Source organism: Streptomyces sp. NPDC090445, assembly GCF_044769385.1.
Taxonomy (GTDB): Bacteria; Actinomycetota; Actinomycetes; order Streptomycetales; family Streptomycetaceae; genus Streptomyces.
Genome location: NZ_JBIVXV010000055.1, coordinates 1 through 18889, shown reverse-complemented (window position 1 = coordinate 18889; position 18889 = coordinate 1). Strand labels below are relative to the sequence as shown.

Sequence of the window (18889 nt, the reverse complement as noted above, 5' to 3'; positions counted from 1 at the left end):
CCAACTACGCCGCCGCCAACACCTTCCTCGACGCCCTCGCCGCCCACCGCCGGGCGAGCGGCCTCGCCGCCACCTCGCTGGCCTGGGGCCTGTGGGCCGAGACCGGCGGCGGCATGGGCGCCGCGCTCGACGCCGAGGACGTGTCGCGTCTGGGCCGTGGCGGTGTCCACCCCATCGGCGCGGCGGAAGGCGTCGCGCTGTTCGACGCCGCCCGTGCCGCCGGGCAGGCGCTGCTGGTGCCGGTCAAGCTGGACCTGCCGGCGCTGCGCGCCCAGGCCGGCAGCGGCATGCTCCCGCCGCTGCTGTCCGGACTGGTGCGGATGCCCGTACGCCGTGCAGCGCGGGGTGCCGGGGGCGCGTTCGCCCGCCAGCTGGCCGCGCTCCCGCAGGACCGGCAGCAGGGTGCCGTGGCCGAGCTGGTCCGCGGCCAGGTCGCCGCCGTCCTCGGCTTCGCCGGCCCCGAAGCGGTCGACCCGGCACGTTCGTTCAACGAGGTCGGCTTCGACTCGCTGACCGCCGTCGAGCTGCGCAACCGGCTCGGCGCCGCCACCGGAGTCCGCCTGCCCGCCACGCTCGTCTTCGACTACCCGACGCCCGCCGCCCTGGCGGAATTCCTCCACGCCGAGCTGCTCGGCAGCCAGGAGGCGGCAGCGGCGGCAGCAGCCCCGGCCGCCGTCGGCGTGCACGACGACGAGCCGATCGCGATCGTCGCGATGTCCTGCCGGTTCCCCGGCGGCGTGCGGTCGCCGGAAGACCTGTGGCAGCTCGTCCTGGACGGCCGCGACGCCGTCTCGGACATGCCCGACGACCGCGGCTGGGACCTCGCGGGCCTGTTCAGCACGGACCCCGACCAGGCCGGCACCAGCTACAGCACCGCCGGCGGCTTCCTCCACGACGCCCACCACTTCGACCCGGTGTTCTTCGGCATGTCCCCGCGCGAGGCACTGGCCACCGACCCCCAGCAGCGCCTGCTGCTGGAGGCCACGTGGGAGGCGTTCGAGCGGGCCGGCATCGACCCGGACACCCTGCGCGGCAGCCGCACCGGCGTCTTCGCCGGCGTCATGTACAACGACTACGGCACGCTCCTCCACCGCGCCCCCGCCGGCCTGGAGGGCTACATGGGGACGTCCAGCTCTGGCAGCGTCGCCTCGGGCCGCGTCTCCTACACCTTCGGCCTCGAAGGCCCCGCGGTCACGGTCGACACCGCCTGCTCGTCCTCCCTCGTCACCCTGCACCTCGCCGCCCAGGCGCTCCGGAACGGCGAATGCGACCTGGCCCTGGCCGGTGGCGTGACGGTGATGGCCACGCCCGGCACGTTCATCGCGTTCAGCCGCCAGCGCGGCCTGGCCACAGACGGCCGCTGCAAGCCGTTCGCGGCCGCGGCCGACGGCACCGCGTGGGGTGAGGGCGTCGGCATGCTGCTGGTCGAGCGGCTGTCGGACGCCCGCCGCAACGGCCACCCGGTCCTCGCCGTGGTCCGCGGCTCGGCGATCAACCAGGACGGTGCCTCCAACGGCTTGACCGCCCCGAACGGCCCGTCGCAGCAGCGCGTCATCCGGCAGGCACTGGCCAACGCCGGCCTGTCCGCCGCCGAGGTGGACGTCGTCGAGGCCCACGGCACCGGCACCACGCTCGGCGACCCGATCGAGGCGCAGGCCCTGCTGGCCACCTACGGCCGCGCGCACGAAGCCGATGCACCGCTGTGGCTCGGGTCGATCAAGTCGAACATGGGGCACACGCAGGCCGCGGCCGGCGTCGCGGGCGTCATCAAGATGGTGCAGGCGATGCGCCACGGCATCCTGCCGAAGACCCTGCACGTCGACGAGCCGTCCCCGCACGTCGACTGGACCGAGGGCGCCGTATCGCTCCTCACCGAGGCCGTGACGTGGCCGGAGACCGGCCGCCCGCGCCGCGCCGCCGTGTCCTCCTTCGGCATCAGCGGCACCAACGCCCACACCATCATCGAGCATGTCCCGGACGGGGAAGCCCCGGCCGTGCAGGGCACGGCGCCCGCGGCGCTCGCGGTGCCCGCGGATTCCGTGCTGCCGTACGTGGTGTCCGCGAAGTCGGACGAGGCACTGCGCGCCCAGGCAGCCCGCCTGCGGGCCCACCTGGAGGGCGCGCCCGAGGCCGGTGCGGTGGACGTGGCCTGGTCGCTGGCCACCCGCCGCGCCGCCTTCGACCACCGTGCGGTGGTCGTCGCCGGAGACCGGGACGGGCTGCTGAACGGCCTGACCGCGCTGGCGGACGGCGACCCGGCCGCCCCCGGTGTCACGAGCGGCACCGTCGGCGCCGCAGGGGCCGGGAAGCTGGCCTTCCTGTTCACCGGGCAGGGCAGCCAGCGCCTCGGGACGGGCCGTGAACTGTACGCTGCCCACCCGGTGTTCGCGGCAGCCCTGGACGCCGTGTGCGAACGGTTGGACCGGCGCCTCGAACTGCCGCTGAAGGACGTGCTGTTCGGGACCGATGCCGCCGTACTGGACCGGACGGAGTACACCCAGCCGGCGCTGTTCGCCGTCGAGGTGGCGCTCTTCCGGCTCCTCGAATCCCGGGGCGTGAAGCCGGATTTCCTGTCCGGGCACTCCATCGGCGAGATCGCCGCCGCGCACGTGGCGGGCGTACTGTCCCTCGACGACGCGTGCACGCTCGTCGCCGCCCGCGGCCGGCTCATGCAGGCGCTGCCCTCCGGCGGTGTGATGATCGCGGTGGAGGCCTCGGAGGACGAGGTCCTGCCCCTGCTCGCCGACCGGGTGGGCATCGCCGCCGTCAACGGCCCGCGGGCCGTCGTGATCGCCGGCGACGAGGCCGCGGCCGCCGCGGTCGTGGAGGCCGTCCCGGGCCGGAAGACCAAGCGGCTGACGGTCAGCCACGCGTTCCACTCGCCGCACATGGACGGCATGCTCGACGCCTTCCGCGAGGTCGCCGAGGGGCTTGCGTACGCGGCCCCGCGCATCCCGGTCGTGTCCAACCTGACCGGCGCCCTCGTCTCGGACGAGATGGGCTCCGCCGACTTCTGGGTCCGGCACGTCCGCGAGGCCGTCCGCTTCCTCGACGGCGTCCGCGCCCTCGAAGCCGCCGGCGTCACCACGTATCTCGAACTCGGCCCCGACGGAGTCCTGTCCGCCCTCGCGCAGGACTGCCTGACCGACCGCACCGGATCCGCCGCCTTCGCTCCCGCCCTCCGCAAGGGCCGCCCCGAAGCGGACACCCTCACGGCGGCCGTCGCACGGGCCCACGCCCGGGGCGCCGGCGTCGACTGGGAGGCGTACTTCGCCGGCACCGGCGCCCGCACCACCGACCTGCCGACCTACGCCTTCCAGCGCGAGCGCTACTGGATCGAGCTGCCGGAGGCCCCGTACGGCGGCGACGTGACCGCCGCCGGTCTGGGGTCGGCCGAGCACCCGCTGCTGGGCGCGGCCGTCGAACTTCCCGACTCGGAAGGGTTCCTGTTCACGGGCCGCCTGTCGCTCCGGACGCACCCCTGGCTGGCGGACCACCGCGCCGCCGACGCCGTACTGCTGCCCGGGACCGCCTTCGTGGAACTCGCCCTGCACGCCGGCCGGCGCGCGGGCACCGTCCTCCTGGAGGAGCTGACCCTGGAGGCGCCGCTGGTGCTCCCCGAGCACGCTGCCCTCCAGCTCCGGGTCTCGGTGGCCGCGCCCGACGACACGGGCCGGCGCGCCCTCCAGGTGCACGCGCGCACCGAGACCGCGGCCGGCGAGGGCGGGCACGGCCGGGACGAGCCGTGGACGCGGCACGCCACCGGTGTGCTCGGCTCGGGGGACACCCCGCCCGTGCTCCCGGCCGCCGGCCCGGAGGTCTGGCCTCCCGCCGGGGCCGAACCGCTCGACGCGGCCGACCTGTACGAGCTGTTCGCCGCCGCCGGATACGCGTACGGCCCGGCGTTCCGCAACCTGCGGTCCGCCTGGCGGCGCGGCGGCGAACTCTTCGCCGAACTCGCGCTCGCCGACGGCCTCCGGGCCGACGCCGCGCAGTTCGGCGTGCACCCGGCACTGCTCGACGCGGGCCTGCACGGCCTCGCACTCGGCTCCTTCCTCGCCACGGAGGACGAGGCACCGGGCGCCGACGTCCGGATGCGGCTGCCCTTCTCCTTCACCGGGGTCGGCCTGCACGCCGTCGGCGCCGGCGCACTGCGGGTGCGGCTGGCCCCGGCAGGGCCGGGCGCCGTGTCCCTCACGGCCTTCGACGAGCAGGGCGAACCGGTCGTTTCGGTGGAGTCGCTGCTGCTGAGGGAGCTCGACCCGACCCGGCTCCGGTCGGCCCGGCCCGCCTTCCACGAGTCGCTGTTCCGGCTGGAGTGGCCCGCACTGCCCGCCGACTCCACGCCCCCGAGCGGACGGTGGGCCGTCGTCGGGACCGACGCCCTCGGTCTCGAAGCCGTGCTGCGCGAGGCGGGCATCACCGCCGACGCCTACGCCGACCTGGACGCCCTCTCCGGCGTGGTGGGCGCCGGAAAGCCGCTGCCCGACACCGTGCTGGTCTCGTACGCCGCACCGGACGCGGCCACCGCCGCGGACACCGCCGCGGACACGATCGCGGACCGCGCCGCAGCCGTGGCGGTAGACACCCGGCAGGCCGCCCGTGACGCCCTGGCCCTCGTACAGGGCTGGCTGGCCGAGGAGACCTTCGCCGGGGCCCGCCTGGCCGTGGTCACCCGCGGCGCGGTCGAGGTGCGCCCGGGCGAGGGCGTCGCAGACCTGGCGCACGCCTCGGTGTGGGGGCTGCTGCGGTCCGCGCAGTCGGAGAACCCCGGCCGGTTCCAGGTCCTCGACCTCGACCCGGACCACACGGCCGACGGCACCGGGAACGGCCCGGCGGACCTCGGCGCGCTGGTCGCGGCCGCCGCGGCGAGCGGCGAACCGCAGCTCGCCGTCCGCGGCGGAGCCCTGCACGCCGCCAGGCTGGCGAAGGTGCCCGCCGCCCGCCCCCGGCCGGAAGCGGACACAGGGCCCGACGGCGGGGCAGCGGCGGACCGTGCATCGGCCGCCCCCGCCCTGCGCCCGGACGGCACTGTCCTCATCACCGGCGGCACCGGCGCGCTCGGCAGCCTGCTGGCCCGCCACCTGGTGACCGAGCACGGCGTCCGGCACCTGCTGCTGACCAGCCGGCGCGGCCCCCGCGCCGCCGGCGCCGCGGAACTCGTCGCGGAACTCGCCGGGCTCGGCGCCGAGGCGGCCGTCGCCGCCTGCGACGCCTCCGACCGGGAGGCGCTCGCCGCCCTGCTGGCCGGCATCCCGGCCGAACACCCGCTGACCGCCGTCGTCCACACCGCGGGCCACCTCGACGACGGGCTCGTACCGTCCCTCACCCCGCAACGGATCGACGCGGTCCTGCAGCCGAAGGCCGACGCGGCCCTCCACCTGCACGAGCTGACCCGGGACCTGGACCTCGACGCGTTCGTCCTGTTCTCCTCGGCAGCCGGCACCCTCGGCAACCCCGGGCAGGCCAACTACGCGGCGGCCAACGCCTTCCTCGACGCGCTCGCCCAGTCCCGGCGGGCGGCCGGCCTGCCCGCAGTGTCGCTGGCCTGGGGCCTGTGGGAGCAGCGCAGCGCGATGACCGGCGACCTCACGGACGCCGACGTCCAGCGGATGGCACGCGCCGGCCTGGCGCCGTTGTCGTCCGCGGAGGGCCTGGCCCTCTTCGACACGGCGTCCGCCCTGACCGGCGACGACAGCGTGTTCGTCGCCATGCACCTCGACACGGCGCCCCTGCGGGCCCAGGCGGAAGCCGGAGCCCTCCCGCCGCTCTTCCGCGGACTGGTGCGCGGCGGACTGCGCAAGGCCGCCGCCTCCGGCCCCGCCGACGCGGCGGTGTCCGCCGCCGCACGCCGGCTCCAGGGCCTGTCCGGGCTGCCGGAGGAGGAGCAGGAGCGGGTGCTGCTGGACCTCGTACGGGCCCAGGCCGCCGCGGTGCTCGCCTACCCGTCGCCCGACGCGGTGGGGGAGTCCCAGGAGTTCCTGGAGCTCGGCCTGGACTCGCTGACCGCGGTCGAGCTGCGCAACCGGCTGAACGCCGCCACGGGCCTGCGCCTGCCCGCCACCCTGCTCTTCGACCACCCGACCCCGCTGCTGGTCGCCCAGCGGCTGCACACCGAGCTCGCCGGAGCCGGTGCCGGTGCCGGAGCCGGTGCCGGAGCGGGTGCCGGTGATGCGGGCGGCCGCGCCGGTCAGAGCGAGGAGGAGGCCGAATCCGGGATCCTCGGGGCGATGCTCCGGGAAGCCGGGACGCAGGGGGCGTCCGGCCGGTTCATGGAACTGCTCATGCAGGCGTCGCGGTTCCGGCCGTCGTTCTCCTCGCCGGCCGGGCTGCGCAAGGCTCCCGGCCTGGTACGGCTCTCCCGCGGCGCGACGGGCCCCGGCCTGATCTGCTTCTCCTCGATCCTGTCGATCTCCGGCCCGCACCAGTACGCCCGGTTCGCGTCCGCGTTCCGCGGCCGGCGGGACGTCCACGCGATGGCCGCGCCCGGCTTCGTACGCGGCGAGCAGCTGCCCTCGACCACCGAGGCGGTCATCGAGGCCAAGGCCGAGGCCGTGCTGCGGCACGCGGACGGGGCGCCGTTCGTGCTCCTCGGGCACTCCTCGGGCGGCATCTTCGCCCACGCGGTGGCCGGGAAGCTGGAAGCGGCAGGGGTCTTCCCGGAGGCGGTGGTCCTGATCGACATCTACTCGCACGACGACGACGCCCTCCTCGGCCTCCAGCCGGGGCTGTCGGCGGGGATGGACGAGCGGCAGGACACCTACGTCCCCGTCGACGACAACCGGCTGCTGGCGATGGGCGCGTACTTCCGGCTGTTCGCCGGCTGGAAGCCGGAGGCGGTGAAGACGCCCACCCTGCTGGTGCGGTCCCAGGAGCAGTTCTTCGACTGGACGCGCCCGGCGGACGGCGACTGGCGTTCCTACTGGGACCTGGAGCACACCGCCGTCGACGTGCCCGGCAACCACTTCACGATGATGGAACAGCACGCGCAGACGACGGCGCGGGCCGTCGAGGAGTGGCTCGACGCCCGCCCCTGACGGCGGCGGCCGGACCGGTGAGAAAGGGGCCGGGCCCCCTCCCCCCGGGGGATGGGGCCCGGCCCCTTTTCGTGCGTTCCTTCCCGCCGGCGGCTCAGACCCCCGACGCGGCCCGCCGGGCCCGCGCGGCCCGGGACCGCTCCAGGGCCTGCTTCCGGTCGCGCTCGCGGTCCCGCTTCCTGGGCAGGCCCACCGGGACGACCTCGAAGTTCTCCTTGGTGACGTCCAGCCGGTGGAACAGGTTGTCGGGGCCGGTCACGTACAGCGTGCCCACACCGAGCCCCTTCAGCGACTCCACCATGCTCGGCCAGTGGATCGGCCGGTCGAAGGTGTCCAGCATCATCGTGCGCATGCCGGCCGCGTCCCGGACCACCGTGCCGTCGTGGTCGACGACCACCGGCAGGGCCGGGTCGGCGAGTTCGTACGCGGCGAACACCTCCTCCTCCGCCTTGCGGCGCAGCGCCGAGAAGGCCGCCGCGTGCACGGGCGGCCGCATCGAGTACATGGAGTAGCCGCCGGCCGCGCTGATCCCGGCCGAGAGCGCGTCGAGGTCCCCCTCCCGTACGGAGAGCATGTGGAAGCCGGCGTCGAGCCGGCCGGACAGGTCGTACCAGGCGCCGCGATCGTCGAACCCGGCGAGGATCTCGTCCAGGCGGTCCTGCGGGGTCCGCACGAAGCAGTGCGTGACCACGTCCTCGTACACGCCGGAGAAGTAGTCCTCCTCGCAGGCGGCCAGGTCCGCGGTCAGCCGCACGACGTCCGGGAAGGACAGCGATCCCACGAACGCGGCGGTCGCCTTCTGGCCGAAGCTGGGACCCGCACACACGGTGGGGGAGACGCCGAGGGTGTCGACGGCCCGGTCCGCCATCGCCATCGAGGCCACCAGGAAGACGAGCTGGGAATACACCGAATAGTCGTCCTCGGAGTCACGGAACCGGTCGAACACCGAATATCCGAGGGCCTCGTCCGCCTCCGCCAGACGCGCCCGGCCGTATGGGTCGAGGAGCAGGAACCGGCCGATTTCGGCGAAGGAAGCGGGGCCCATGCCGGGAAATGCGATCGCGGTTCCGGTCCGGGCGCCGGAGGAGTCCGCCGCATTCTCGGCAGGAATGGCATCGGAAAGAGTCATGATGCGTGAATACCTTTGCTTCCGGGATGGTGTGGCACCGGACGTCGGTTCGGGTGCCGTCGACGAGAAAAGACCCCGCACCCGGACCGGCGCGGGTGCGCCGGTCCGGGTGCGGGGCCGGGAACGAACAGGGGAAGGGGGTGGACGGGCTCAGTCCCGGGCCCTGCGGTGGAATCCCTCGATGCCGATCGCACCGAAGGTCAGGATGGCCGCCGTCAGTGCCGGGAGGTCCACCCGCAGCGGGATCGAGCCGGGGCCGCCGGGCGGCAGCGGGGCCGGCGTGCCGATCGTCGGCCCCACCATGCTGCCGGCCGGCGCGCCCATCAGCAGGACACCCACCGTCGCCGGGAGGCTGTCCATGGGCCAGGTGGCGCCGTCCGGGATCAGGAAGCCCATCGGGATCATCAGCAGCGACGCGACGAAGACGTTCCGCCACAGGATGGAGAAGAACGTGCGGGGCGCCGAGCGGGCGCCGATGGGCGCGGGCCGCAGCTCCGCGGAGGAGCCGCCGACCGGCTCGGGCGCCGTGGCGGTGGGGGTGGAGGCGGGACGGGCCGCGACGTCGACGCCCTGCACGAACGCGCGCCCCGCCGTGGGGGCCGCGCGGGTGGTGAGGACGCCGGTGGTCGTCGTCTTCCCGGCTCCGTTCGGGCCCAGGGATCCGAACACCTCGCCCCGGCGGACCGCGAAACTCGGGCCGTCCACCCCCGGCCGGTCGCGGTCCCGGTACTTCTCGACCGGTCCGTCGACCACGACGGAGAAATCCACGGGTCGTTCAGGTTTCATTTGTTCCTGCGAATCGAGTGGGACGTGGAATCGGCGGTCTGGTGGGTCCGCGCAGGGAAACAGGGACGGGGAATGTCTAGCATGCGGATCCCCGCCGCGGATCCGCGGTGCCCGCTCTTAGGGGGGAGGAGGAAGGGTTAGGGGGGAATAGGGGTGATCATGTATTGCGGCTCCGGTGAATAACCTCATAGCATCCCCCGGTGACCGGGCCGGTGATCCCAGCCCGTTCACCATTCCGCGAGGAGACCCCGTGAAAACACTCGTCCCGTCGGCGGAATCCGGCACCCGACTGCGCCCCCTGCACACCGCCGCCGAGCATCCCCGCCCGGCGCCAGACCCCGCCGGCGGCAACGGCACGGCACGGAATTGTTTATGAAGGCCCTCCGCTGCGGAGGCGCCGGCCGCATGCCCGACCACGCATCAGAGGGCACCATCCGAGGCGGAGTTCCAGGGGCATGACCCATGCACACAGCCGGCCCGACGGCGGGGAGACCACCCCGGACGAGGTCGGCCTGATCCAGATCCGGCAGCCGTCGGTCCCGAGCAGCTACCGCATGATCTGCTTCCCGAGCTCGCGGAACTCGCCGCTGTGCTACCTCGCCATGGCCGAACTGCTGCTGCCCACCGTCGAGCTGCTCATCGTCCAGTACCCGTCGTACCTGACCTTCGAGGACGACCCCGACCCGGCGGTCGGCAGGGAACTCGCCGACAAGGTGTTCGAGGCGGTCCGGGGCTGGACCGACCGCCCGTTCGCCCTGTTCGGCCACCGCACGGGCGCCGAACTGGCCTACGAGGTGGGCTGCCGCCTGGAACGGGAGACCTACGGGGCGCCGCTGACCCTCTTCACCTCCGGGCGGGCGGCGCCCGGCCACCGCGGCAGCCTCGGCCCGCCCGCGCTGGGCTGCCGGGTCGTTGCCCTGACGGCCCGCCACGACCCGCGCGCGACGCTGGCCGGTGTCCGGGCCTGGCGGCGGTGCACCTCCGGCCGGTTCGACCTGGAGGTCTTCCCCGGCGCCGGCGGATACCTGAAGTCGTACCGCCGGGAGGTGGTCAACATCGTCCACGACCAGCTGATCTCGCTCGGCGGACCGGACGCCGAATGAGGGGTGCCCAGGGGGCGGTCAGGGGTACCCGAGCCCGGGCCCGCTGCCTAGCGTGCGGGGGTGGAGGCCCGTGTCGACGGCACGACCGGGCGACGGCCGGGCCGATGGCGACCACCACGGCCCGGCCGGCGGCCCCCGTCACGCGACACGCCCGACCGCACGGACCACGGGGACGGCCGCGGCCGCATCCCCATCCCTTGTGAAGCCCGCGAACCCCGCGATCCACCCCTGAACGGGCCCGACCCACCGCCGGCCCGGCGCACCCTACGCCGCCCGGCCGCGTCACGGCCCAGAGGAAGGACATAGTGCGACCGATGACCGCGAAGATATTTGCAGCCGACTCGGTACGGCCCGTCGAAGAATTCGAACAGGACGCCCTCCGGGTGGCCGAGGCGATCCGCGAACGCGGCGTCGGCCTCGGCGACCGGGTCATGCTCAAAGCAGGCAACTCGGCGAGCTACGTGTGCGTGCTGTACGCGCTCATGCACGTCGGCGCCTCGATTGTCCTCGTCGACCAGCAGGAGACCGCGGAGGAGACCCGCCGCATCGCCATCCGCACCGGCGTCAAGGTCACCTTCGTCGACGACGACACCCCCGTCTACCCGGACGCCGACCCCGTCCACCTGTACGAACTCATGGTCGCCCTGGCCGACCACGAGCCCGCCGCCCCCGCCCTGTCCTTCGACGCCTGGGGCGATCTCCCCGACGGCCTCATCATGTGGACCTCCGGCTCCACCGGATCGCCCAAGGGGGTCGTCAAGACCGGCCGTTCGTTCCTGCGCAACCTCCGGCGCAACGCGGACCAGGTCGGACACCGTGCCGACGACGTCCTGCTGCCGCTGCTGCCCTTCGCCCACCAGTACGGCCTGTCGATGGTGCTCATCGCCTGGCTCACCCGCTGCTCCCTGGTGATCGCCCCCTACCGCCGTCTCGACCGCGCCCTGCGCATGGCCCGCGACGCCGGTGCCACCGTCATCGACGCGACCCCCTCCAGCTACCGCAGCATCCTCAGCCTGGTCACCCGCAAGCCCGCGCTGCGCGACCACATCGCCGACACCCGCATGTTCTGCGTCGGCGCGGCCCCCCTCGACGCGCCCCTGGTGGCGCAGTACACGGCCGAGTTCGGGCTGCCGCTGCTGGACAGCTACGGCTCCACCGAGCTCGGCAACATCTCGTTCGCCACCCTCGACAACCCCGTCGCCTGCGGCCGCGCCATGGAGGGGATCCGGCTGCGGATCGTCGGCGAGGACGGCCGCGAACTCCCCGCCGGGGAGACGGGCGAGATCGAGGTCGACACCCCCGACGCCCTCGAAGGGCAGGTGGCCGACGACGGCACCATCGTCCCGGCCCACGCCACCGGCGGCTGGCAGGCCACCGGCGACCTCGGCCACCTCGACGCCGGGGGCAACCTGCACGTCCTGGGCCGCAAGTTCGCCGTGCACCGCATGGGCTACACCCTGTACCCCGAGCTGATCGAGCGGAAGGTGGCCGCGCAGGGCTGCCCCACCCGGATCGTGCCCCTCCCGGACGAACTGCGCGGCTCGCAGCTGGTGTTCTTCGTCGAGGACGAGGAGCTGCGCGAGTCCGGCCACTGGCGGGAGCGGCTGTGCGCCCTGCTGCCCGCCTTCGAACAGCCCAACAAGGTCGTGGTCCTCGAGCGGTTCCCGCTCAACCGCAACGGCAAGCCCGACAAGAAGAAGCTGGCGGAGATGGCCGCCGACCTGGCGTGACCGTCCGGCACCCCGAAGGCGCCCCCGCCGCAACGGCGGGGGCGCCCTCGTCCCCGTGAACCTTCCGTCAGCCGTCGTAGGGCAGCTCGACGGGAGCCAGCTCTTCGAAGAGGTCGCCGGGGCCGGGATTGTCGGGGTGGGTGGCCCCGCCCAGGTGCTCCACGACGCCCCACACCGCGTTCAGCGCGGTCGTCACGGCGCCTTCCGCGAAGCCCGCCGTCCACGACACGTCGTCGCCGCACAGGAAGAACCCGCGCCGGCCGGCGGGCAGCCCGCGCTGCATGAACTGGGTGAACAGCCGCCGCTGGTAGCGGTACTGGCCCGGCAGGTTCGACTTGAACGCGCCCATGAAGTGCGGTTCGGTCTCCCACGTCACGGTCAGCGGCTCACCGATCACGTGCGACCGGATGTCCAGTCCCGGGTAGATCTCCGCGAGCTTGCCCAGCAGCACCTCCAGCCGCTCTGCCGCGCTCAGCGTCGCCATCTTCAGGGAGTCGTCGTTCCACGTGTACGACAGGCACATCACCCCGGGGCGGTCCGGGCCGTCGTCGAACAGGTAGACGCCGCGCGGCATCCGGTCGGTGAGGGTCATGCTCATCACCGGCAGCCCGGTGTCCGGATCCACGTCGTGCCAGAAGGGCCGGTCGGTCAGGACGAACAGCTTGGACGCGCCCATGTAGTGGGTCCGCTCCACCGCCGTCCACACCGGAGCGCCCAGCAGACCGGGATCGGCCTCCACGCGGTTGAGCAGCGTCCACACGTGCGGGGTGTAGACCACGGCCGCATACCGGTCCCGGCGCCCGCTCGTGTCGGTGACGGCGAACCCCGAGCCGTCGCGCGTGACGGCACGCACCCCGGGCCGGGCGCCGCCGCCGTGCAGCGAGGCCAGCGACGTCCCCGCCGGCCAGTGCGCACACTGCTGCGGCCGGTGCTCCCACAGCCCGCGCGGCACCTGCTGCGCGCCGCCGGCGATGGCCACCTGGTCCTCGTCCGCCCCCGTGTAGACCACGCGCAGGATCTCCAGCAGCGAGTTGGGGAAGTCGGTGTCCCAGCCGCCGGTGCCGAACCCCACCTGCCCGAAGACCTCACGGTGGCGGAAGGACCGGAACGAGGCGCTGGTGGCGAGGAAGCCGTAGAAGGACTGGTCGTCGAACTCCCGTACCAGCCGGTCCCAGACGTGCTTGAGCGTCTCCACGTCGCGCCGCCGCACGGCGTCGCGCATCGTGGCCAGCTCGGCCCGCTCCTGCAGCGCCTTCTCCCAGGCGGCGGCCACCTCCTGGTAGACGTCGGGCAGTTGCTCCGCGCACCGCGCGGTGTGGCGCACCCCGCCCAGGTCGACGAGGGTGCTCGGGGTGTGCTCCGACAGCGGGTTGGGGAAGGGGCGGGTCCGCAGCCCCAGCAGGTCGATGTAGTGGAACAGCGCGCGGGCCGACCGGGGGAAGCGCATCGCGCCCATCTCCGCCACACAGCCGGAGTCCCCGGGGAAGGGCACCGACCGCATCCGGCCGCCCAGCCCGCCGGGCTCGTACACGACCGGGCGCAGGCCCAGCCGCATCAGCTCGTAGGCGGCGGTCAGCCCCGCCATCCCGCCGCCCACCACGGCCACGGGCGTCCCGGCGCGCCCCGGTGGCAGCGAGCCGAGGCCCGCCGGGTGGCGCAGCCAGCCGTCGTAGGAGAAGGGGAAGTCCGGCACGAGCATCGTGGTGGCCGGGCTTGCTGATGTCATTTCGAGTACCTCTCGGGCCGGTGCGGCATCGCTACCAGGGAGGACCGTCGGACGAGCCGGCCGCAGCCGGGAACACGGCATCGGAGCGGGCCCGGACGGCGGGGGGATCCACGCGCCGTACGCCGTGCACAGTCGGTCCGGTCCCCGCACGCTACGCAGCGGCGCCGGAGCCGGACAACCCCTATCGACCCGGGTGACCGACCCCGCCCACCGTGCCGCCCTCCGTGTCGGCCGCCGCGGCCGGCCGGCGGGCGGGCACGGTGATCGCGGTGGCGACGAGGCCGCGGTGCGCGGTCCAGCGGCCGGTGAACGCCGTCACCGGGTGCCCGTCGGGAGCGGTTCCCGGACGCAGCACACGGGCCCGGAAGGTGCCGGTCCGCGGGCCGGCGGCCGGGGCGTCACCGGGGCCGGCGGCCGGGGTGCCGCCGGGGCCGTCCTCGCGGAAGGAGATGAGCGCGTCCTCGAATTCCAGCTCGGTCCCCACCAGCGGGTACCAGGTTTTGTATACGGCTTCCTTCGCGCTGAACAGCAGCCGGTCCCGGTGGAACGGCGCCGCGCCGGCGGCCGGCGTGCGCGCCCAGGCGAGCTCCTCGCGGAGGGCGATCGCCTCCAGCACCCCCCGGGGCAGCGGCCGGTGCGGCTCGGCGTCGATGCCGACCGCCATCAGGTCGGTGTCCCGGGCGAGGACCGCGGCCCGGTAGCCGGAACAGTGGGTCATGCTCCCGACCACCCCGGCCGGCCACCGGGGCACGTTGCGCTTCCCGGGCAGGACGGGCGCCGGCGGCAGCCCGAGGGCCGCCAGCGCGCGCCGGGCGCAGCCCCGTACGGTGGTGAACTCCTCGCGGCGCTCGTTCGTCGCGGCGGCGACCAGGGCCGCCTCCTCCGGGTACAGCACCGCGGAGCCGTCCGGCCCGAAGGCCTCGCTCGCGCAGGCCTCCGGGGGTATCAGCGTCTCGATCACGCCCGGTCCTCCTCGCCGTCGGGGCGGCCGGCGTACGGCAGGATCTGCCGCAGCAGGCCCTTGGGATGGCCGCGCCGGCGCCACTCGCGCGGGTAGCCGATCGACACCTCCTCGAAGCGCACCCCGTCGTACCAGGTGGTCCGCGGGATGTGGAGGTGCCCGTAGACCACGGCGGCCGTACGGAACCGGCGGTGCCAGTCCGCGGTGAGCACGGTGCCGCACCACTGGGCGAACTCCGGGTGCCACAGCACGTCCGTGGGCTCGCGGACCAGCGGAAAGTGGTTGACGAGGACGAGCGGCACCGCCGGGTCGTGGGCCTCCAGCCGGCGCAGGGTCTGCCCGACCCGGGCCCGGCACCAGGCGTCCCGGCTCGGGTGGGGGTCGGGGTGCAGGAGGTATTCGTCCGTGCAGACGACCCCGGCCTCGTGGGCCCGGGCCAGCGACTCCTCCTTGGTCGCGGTCCCCGCCACCCGGAAGGTGTAGTCGTACAGCAGGAACAGCGGGGCGACGGCCACCGGGCCGCCGGGCCCCCGCCAGACGGGCCAGGGGTCCTCGGGGGTGACCACGCCCAGCCTGCGGCACAGGTCGACCAGGTACCGGTAGCGCTCCTCGCCGCGCGCCTGCACCGGGTCCTCGCGCGGGGTCCACAGCTCGTGGTTGCCCGGGGCCCAGACCACCTTGGCGAAGCGGCCGGCGAGCAGGCGCAGCGCCCACTCGATGTCCTCGGTCAGCTCGCCGACGTCACCGGCGACGATCAGCCAGTCGTCCGGGTGGGCCGGCCGCAGGGACTCGGTGATGGGCCGGTTGTCCGCCATCCCGATGTGCAGGTCGCTCACCGCGAGCAGCCGGGGTCCGGGCCCGGCCGCGGGTCCGCCGGTGGCCGGGCCGGGCGGTGCGGCGGGGTCAGGCCGTGTGTGCGACATCGATGTCCCAACTGACCGGCAGGTCCTGCCGGCGCGTGATGTTGATCTTCCGGTAGACCCGGGTCAGGTGCTGTTCCACGGTGCTGACGGTGATGAACAGCTTCGCCGAGATCTCCCGGTTGGTGTACCCGTGCGCGGCGAGCGCCGCCACCCGCCGTTCTGCGTCCGTCAGGTTGGACACCGCGGACGACCGCGGCCGCACGGGGCTCGGAGCCGCGCCCGGCTCCGGCTGCGGCGGCGCGCTCTGCGGCGGCGGGTCGGACTGGAGGCGGCTCGACAGGCCCCGGGCGCCGCAGCCCTCGGCGATCCGCCAGGCCCTGCGCGTGCAGGTCTTCCCCTGGGCCGGGTCGCCGAGCAGCCCGTACGCCGCCCCGAGGTCGGTCAGGGCCCGGGCCAGCTCGTGGGAGTCGCCCTCGTCCTGGAGCAGGGCCACCGCCCGGTCCAGCAGGGCCGGCCGCTCGGCCGGCTGCCGTGCACCCGCCAGGATCCGCAGGGCCATGCCGCGCACCCGCGGCCCGGCGGGCTCGGCCAGCTGCTCCCGGGCGTACCGCTCCGCCTGGTCCCGGTTGCCGAGGGCCAGCGAGGCCTCCGCGACCCCGACCCGCCAGGGCACCAGTCCCGGCCGGTCCATGTCCCAGTCGTGCATGAGCTTCCCGCAGAGCATGAAGTCCGTGAGCGCCGCGTGGTGCCGTCCGGTGGCGAGCTGGTGCCTGCCGCGCGCGTAGAGGTAGTGGATGCCGTAGCGCGTCATCAGCATCTGCTCCGGCACCGGGTGGTCCACCAGGGCGGCCGCCGCCTCGTGGTCGCCCATGGCGGTCCGCGCCTCGATGAGGGCGGACAGCGGCATGCCGATGCCCACGCCCCAGCCGTGCGGCGGGAGTTGCTCCAGGGCCTGCTCGGCGAGGTGCCGGGCCCCGGCCAGTTCGCCGCGGCGCAGCGCCATGTGCGCGCGCATGGCCTGCATGACGGCCGTCCATCCGGGGGCGCTGCGCTCGGCGGCCTCCTCCAGCAGCCGGTCGGTCCACAGGGCCGCCGGGCCCAGCCGGTCCGCGTACATCAGGGCCAGCAGGCAGGCCCGTACGGTGACGTGGCTCTCCTCCGTGAGGCGGGTGCCGGCCAGGATCCGCTCGGCCCGCTCGGTGAACTCCTCGTCGGCGCCGGATCCCGCGCTCAGGACCCCGTGCAGGATCCCCGTCGCGGCGATGACACCGTCCTCCGCGGCGGCGGCGGCCGGGCGGTCCGCGCTGTCCCAGACCGGGCCGAGCACGCCGTCCATCCGCTCCAGCAGGGTGGGGTACGTGGACGCCAGCACCGCCTGAACGCCGCGCAGTTCGGCGGCGAGCGTCGGGTCGGGCGTGTCCCGCAGGCCCTCGACGGCGTGCTGGATCGCCGTCGCCGCGTCGTCGATCCAGCCGTTCCACAGCAGGTCGCCGACGAGCCGCAGGGACTCGCTGATCGGCAGGGTGCCGTTGTGCGAGGCGACGTTCAGCGGGTGCAGTTCGTGCGCCCAGGCGGACGGGTTCACCCGCCAGATGAACTTGGCTGTGCTGGCGCGGAGTTGCAGCCTCTCCCGCTCGTCCCGGGAGCACTGCTCCGCCAGCCGCAGGCAGCGCACCGCGAACCCGACCTGCTGGGAGGCCAGCGCCGTGTGCGCGGCGTCGCTCAGCACCGCGGGCACCCACTCCTCGTCCGGCACGCCCGGCCCGTGGCCGAGCAGGAGGGTGGCGACGGCCATCGGTGCCGCCCCGGCCCCGTACAGCAGCCGTGCCGCGCGCCGGCGCAGCAGGGCCACGCCGTCGTCGGCGAGGGTCTCCAGCACGGCCGTGCGTACGGCGTCGTGCCGGAAGCGGGTTCCCTGCAGGATGCCCGTGTCGTCGAGGGCGGCCACCACCTGCTCCACGGTGCTCTCCTCGGCGTCCACCAGCCGGGCGAGCAGCGGGATGCGGCCCTCGTCGCCCAGCAGGGCGAGGCCCTGTGCGACACGGAGGCCGTCGGCGCCGGTGCGGTGGATGCAGATCAGTGCGTTCTGCAGGAACTGCTCGCCGGGGTGGAGCGGGCCGTCGGGCGCCTCGACGGTCCGCAGCCGCGGCAGGTGGTCGTCGAGGATGCTGTGGACCAGCAGGGGGTTGCCGCCGGTGGCCGTGTGCAGGGAGGCGGCCAGGCGGCCGCCGCGCGGGTGGGCGGCGGTTGCGGCCGGGAGCGCGGCGTCGTCGGCCCGGCGGGCCAGCAGCTCCTCCACGCCCCGCGGGCTGAGCGGGCCCAACCGGAGGCGGGGTCCCTCGGCTTGGCGGAGGAGTTCTTCCAGGACGCGGGGCGGGGAGGTGCCCGCGTCGGGGCCGTGCGTGACGAGCAGGGCGAGGCCCGCGCCCGCGGTGCGGGCCCGGCTCACTGCGTACAGGAGGCAGTGCAGGGACTGCGGGTCGGCGTACTGGACGTCGTCGATGGCGATGAGGACGGGCCCGCGCGCCGCGAGGCCGGCGAGCCGGGCGTGGAAGGCCACGAGGGTCTCGGCGGGGATGAGGCCGTCGGTGCCGGGACGGGGCCCGTGGAGGGCGAGGGGGCCGCCCGCGCCGTCCCGCGTGTCGCGGAGCAGTTCCTCCACCACGCCGAAGGGGATGTCCTGTTCCGCGGCGGAGGTGACGGCGCTGAGGAGCCGGATGCCCGAGTCGGCCGTCCGCTCCAGGACGCGGTGCAGCAGGGCCGTCTTGCCGGACGCGACCGGGCCGCTGATCACGGCCGTCCGGCCGGGTCTGGAGGGATCGTCGGGGGCCGTGCCCTGTCCGCTCCCGTTCCTGCTTCCGTGGGTGCTGCCGTGGGTGCTGCCGTGGGGCCGGGCGGCGCCGGACACCCAGGAGGTCAGCTTGCCGATCTGTTCGTCCCGCTCCACCAACATGTCTGTGGAAGCCTCCCCGCTGAGATGCGAAATACCGCATGTCGGTTCCATGGCATGGCATGGCTATTCATGCGAGTTCCCGCGCGTGCAGGAAGACGTGCCCGTGGAGCGCATGGAATTCAGCGCTCGCCGCAGGTCAAACGGCGGCCCGGTTCTTCCCGTTCGCAGGTTCGATTGAACTGTACCAACTCTCGACGGGTCGACTAACTGAGCCGCTTTGGAATGACGCTCCTTCAAGTCGCTTCCGCTTCAACCAAATCGGCCGCACCCGGTGCGCATGTAACCTCAAGGAAACCTCAAATGCCGGTGCATTGAACTGTTTCCGCTCTAGGGGTGGCCGGGCGGAGATTAGGGGTCGGAGACGGTGGAGGAGGCGTGGCGGCCGCTCGTTTAATGGTCCGGCGCGGGCCTTTGGAGCCCGGCGAGAAACGATGGGTCCCGCCCGTGTCGCGGGGCGGGGGCCGGGGCCGAGAGGGCGGCACATGACGACGAACCTCACCGGGAAGGTGGCCGAGCTGCACTCCCTGCGCGAGCAGGCGCGGCGTGGACCGAGTGACCGGGCGACCGAGGCCCAGCACGCGAAGGGCAAGCTGACGGCGCG

9 protein-coding genes are annotated in these 18889 nt (G+C 74.3%); 3 read left to right on the top strand and 6 right to left on the bottom strand.

The window, feature by feature from the left end; genetic code table 11:
* A partial coding sequence (locus ACIQUT_RS39715; RefSeq protein WP_403570541.1) for an SDR family NAD(P)-dependent oxidoreductase occupies nt 1-7037 on the top strand: 7037 nt, incomplete at its 5' end.
* 94 nt (nt 7038-7131) lie between these two features.
* Here the strand turns inward: ACIQUT_RS39715 and ACIQUT_RS39710 are convergent.
* Nucleotides 7132-8166 (bottom strand): ACP S-malonyltransferase, encoded by a 1035-nt coding sequence (locus ACIQUT_RS39710; RefSeq protein WP_403570540.1) that lies wholly within the window; start codon nt 8164-8166, stop codon nt 7132-7134.
* Between the two features lie 150 nt (nt 8167-8316).
* Nucleotides 8317-8952: an ATP-binding cassette domain-containing protein gene (locus ACIQUT_RS39705; protein ID WP_403570538.1), complete on the bottom strand. Its 636-nt coding sequence runs from the start codon at nt 8950-8952 to the stop codon at nt 8317-8319.
* 455 nt (nt 8953-9407) lie between these two features.
* Here ACIQUT_RS39705 and ACIQUT_RS39700 point away from each other — a divergent pair, with 455 nt between their 5' ends.
* The gene (locus tag ACIQUT_RS39700) at nt 9408-10055 is read left to right on the top strand and encodes a thioesterase II family protein (RefSeq protein WP_403570537.1); all 648 of its coding nucleotides are present in this window, start codon (nt 9408-9410) and stop codon (nt 10053-10055) included.
* Between the two features lie 314 nt (nt 10056-10369).
* Nucleotides 10370-11785, top strand: a complete 1416-nt coding sequence (locus tag ACIQUT_RS39695) for a class I adenylate-forming enzyme family protein (protein WP_403570535.1) — start codon at nt 10370-10372, stop codon at nt 11783-11785.
* A 67-nt stretch (nt 11786-11852) separates the two neighbouring features.
* Here the strand turns inward: ACIQUT_RS39695 and ACIQUT_RS39690 are convergent, their stop codons facing one another.
* The 4 genes from ACIQUT_RS39690 to ACIQUT_RS39675 all read right to left on the bottom strand — a co-directional run bounded on the left by ACIQUT_RS39690 (nt 11853) and on the right by ACIQUT_RS39675 (nt 18288).
* Nucleotides 11853-13511, bottom strand: a complete 1659-nt coding sequence (locus tag ACIQUT_RS39690; RefSeq protein WP_403570534.1) for a flavin monoamine oxidase family protein — start codon at nt 13509-13511, stop codon at nt 11853-11855.
* Between the two features lie 181 nt (nt 13512-13692).
* Nucleotides 13693-14472 carry a 4'-phosphopantetheinyl transferase gene (locus ACIQUT_RS39685; RefSeq protein ID WP_403570532.1) on the bottom strand — a complete coding sequence of 260 codons (780 nt, stop codon included), beginning with the start codon at nt 14470-14472 and terminating at the stop codon, nt 13693-13695.
* The gene (locus ACIQUT_RS39680) at nt 14469-15395 is read right to left on the bottom strand and encodes a metallophosphoesterase family protein (RefSeq protein ID WP_403570530.1); all 927 of its coding nucleotides are present in this window, start codon (nt 15393-15395) and stop codon (nt 14469-14471) included. The genes ACIQUT_RS39685 and ACIQUT_RS39680 overlap by 4 nt, the downstream gene beginning before the upstream one ends.
* Nucleotides 15376-18288 carry a LuxR C-terminal-related transcriptional regulator gene (locus tag ACIQUT_RS39675; RefSeq protein WP_403570528.1) on the bottom strand — a complete coding sequence of 971 codons (2913 nt, stop codon included), beginning with the start codon at nt 18286-18288 and terminating at the stop codon, nt 15376-15378. The genes ACIQUT_RS39680 and ACIQUT_RS39675 overlap by 20 nt, the downstream gene beginning before the upstream one ends.
* Nucleotides 18289-18889 lie beyond the last annotated feature (601 nt).

Bases quoted from the DNA above. Each gene is read 5' to 3' on its own strand.
- ACIQUT_RS39710 (WP_403570540.1), bottom strand. From the start codon at position 8,166: ATGACTCTTTCCGATGCCATTCCTGCCGAGAATGCGGCGGACTCCTCC.
- ACIQUT_RS39705 (WP_403570538.1), bottom strand. From the start codon at position 8,952: ATGAAACCTGAACGACCCGTGGATTTCTCCGTCGTGGTCGACGGACCG.
- ACIQUT_RS39700 (WP_403570537.1), top strand. From the start codon at position 9,408: ATGACCCATGCACACAGCCGGCCCGACGGCGGGGAGACCACCCCGGAC.
- ACIQUT_RS39695 (WP_403570535.1), top strand. From the start codon at position 10,370: ATGACCGCGAAGATATTTGCAGCCGACTCGGTACGGCCCGTCGAAGAA.
- ACIQUT_RS39690 (WP_403570534.1), bottom strand. From the start codon at position 13,511: ATGACATCAGCAAGCCCGGCCACCACGATGCTCGTGCCGGACTTCCCC.
- ACIQUT_RS39680 (WP_403570530.1), bottom strand. From the start codon at position 15,395: ATGTCGCACACACGGCCTGACCCCGCCGCACCGCCCGGCCCGGCCACC.
- ACIQUT_RS39675 (WP_403570528.1), bottom strand. From the start codon at position 18,288: ATGTTGGTGGAGCGGGACGAACAGATCGGCAAGCTGACCTCCTGGGTG.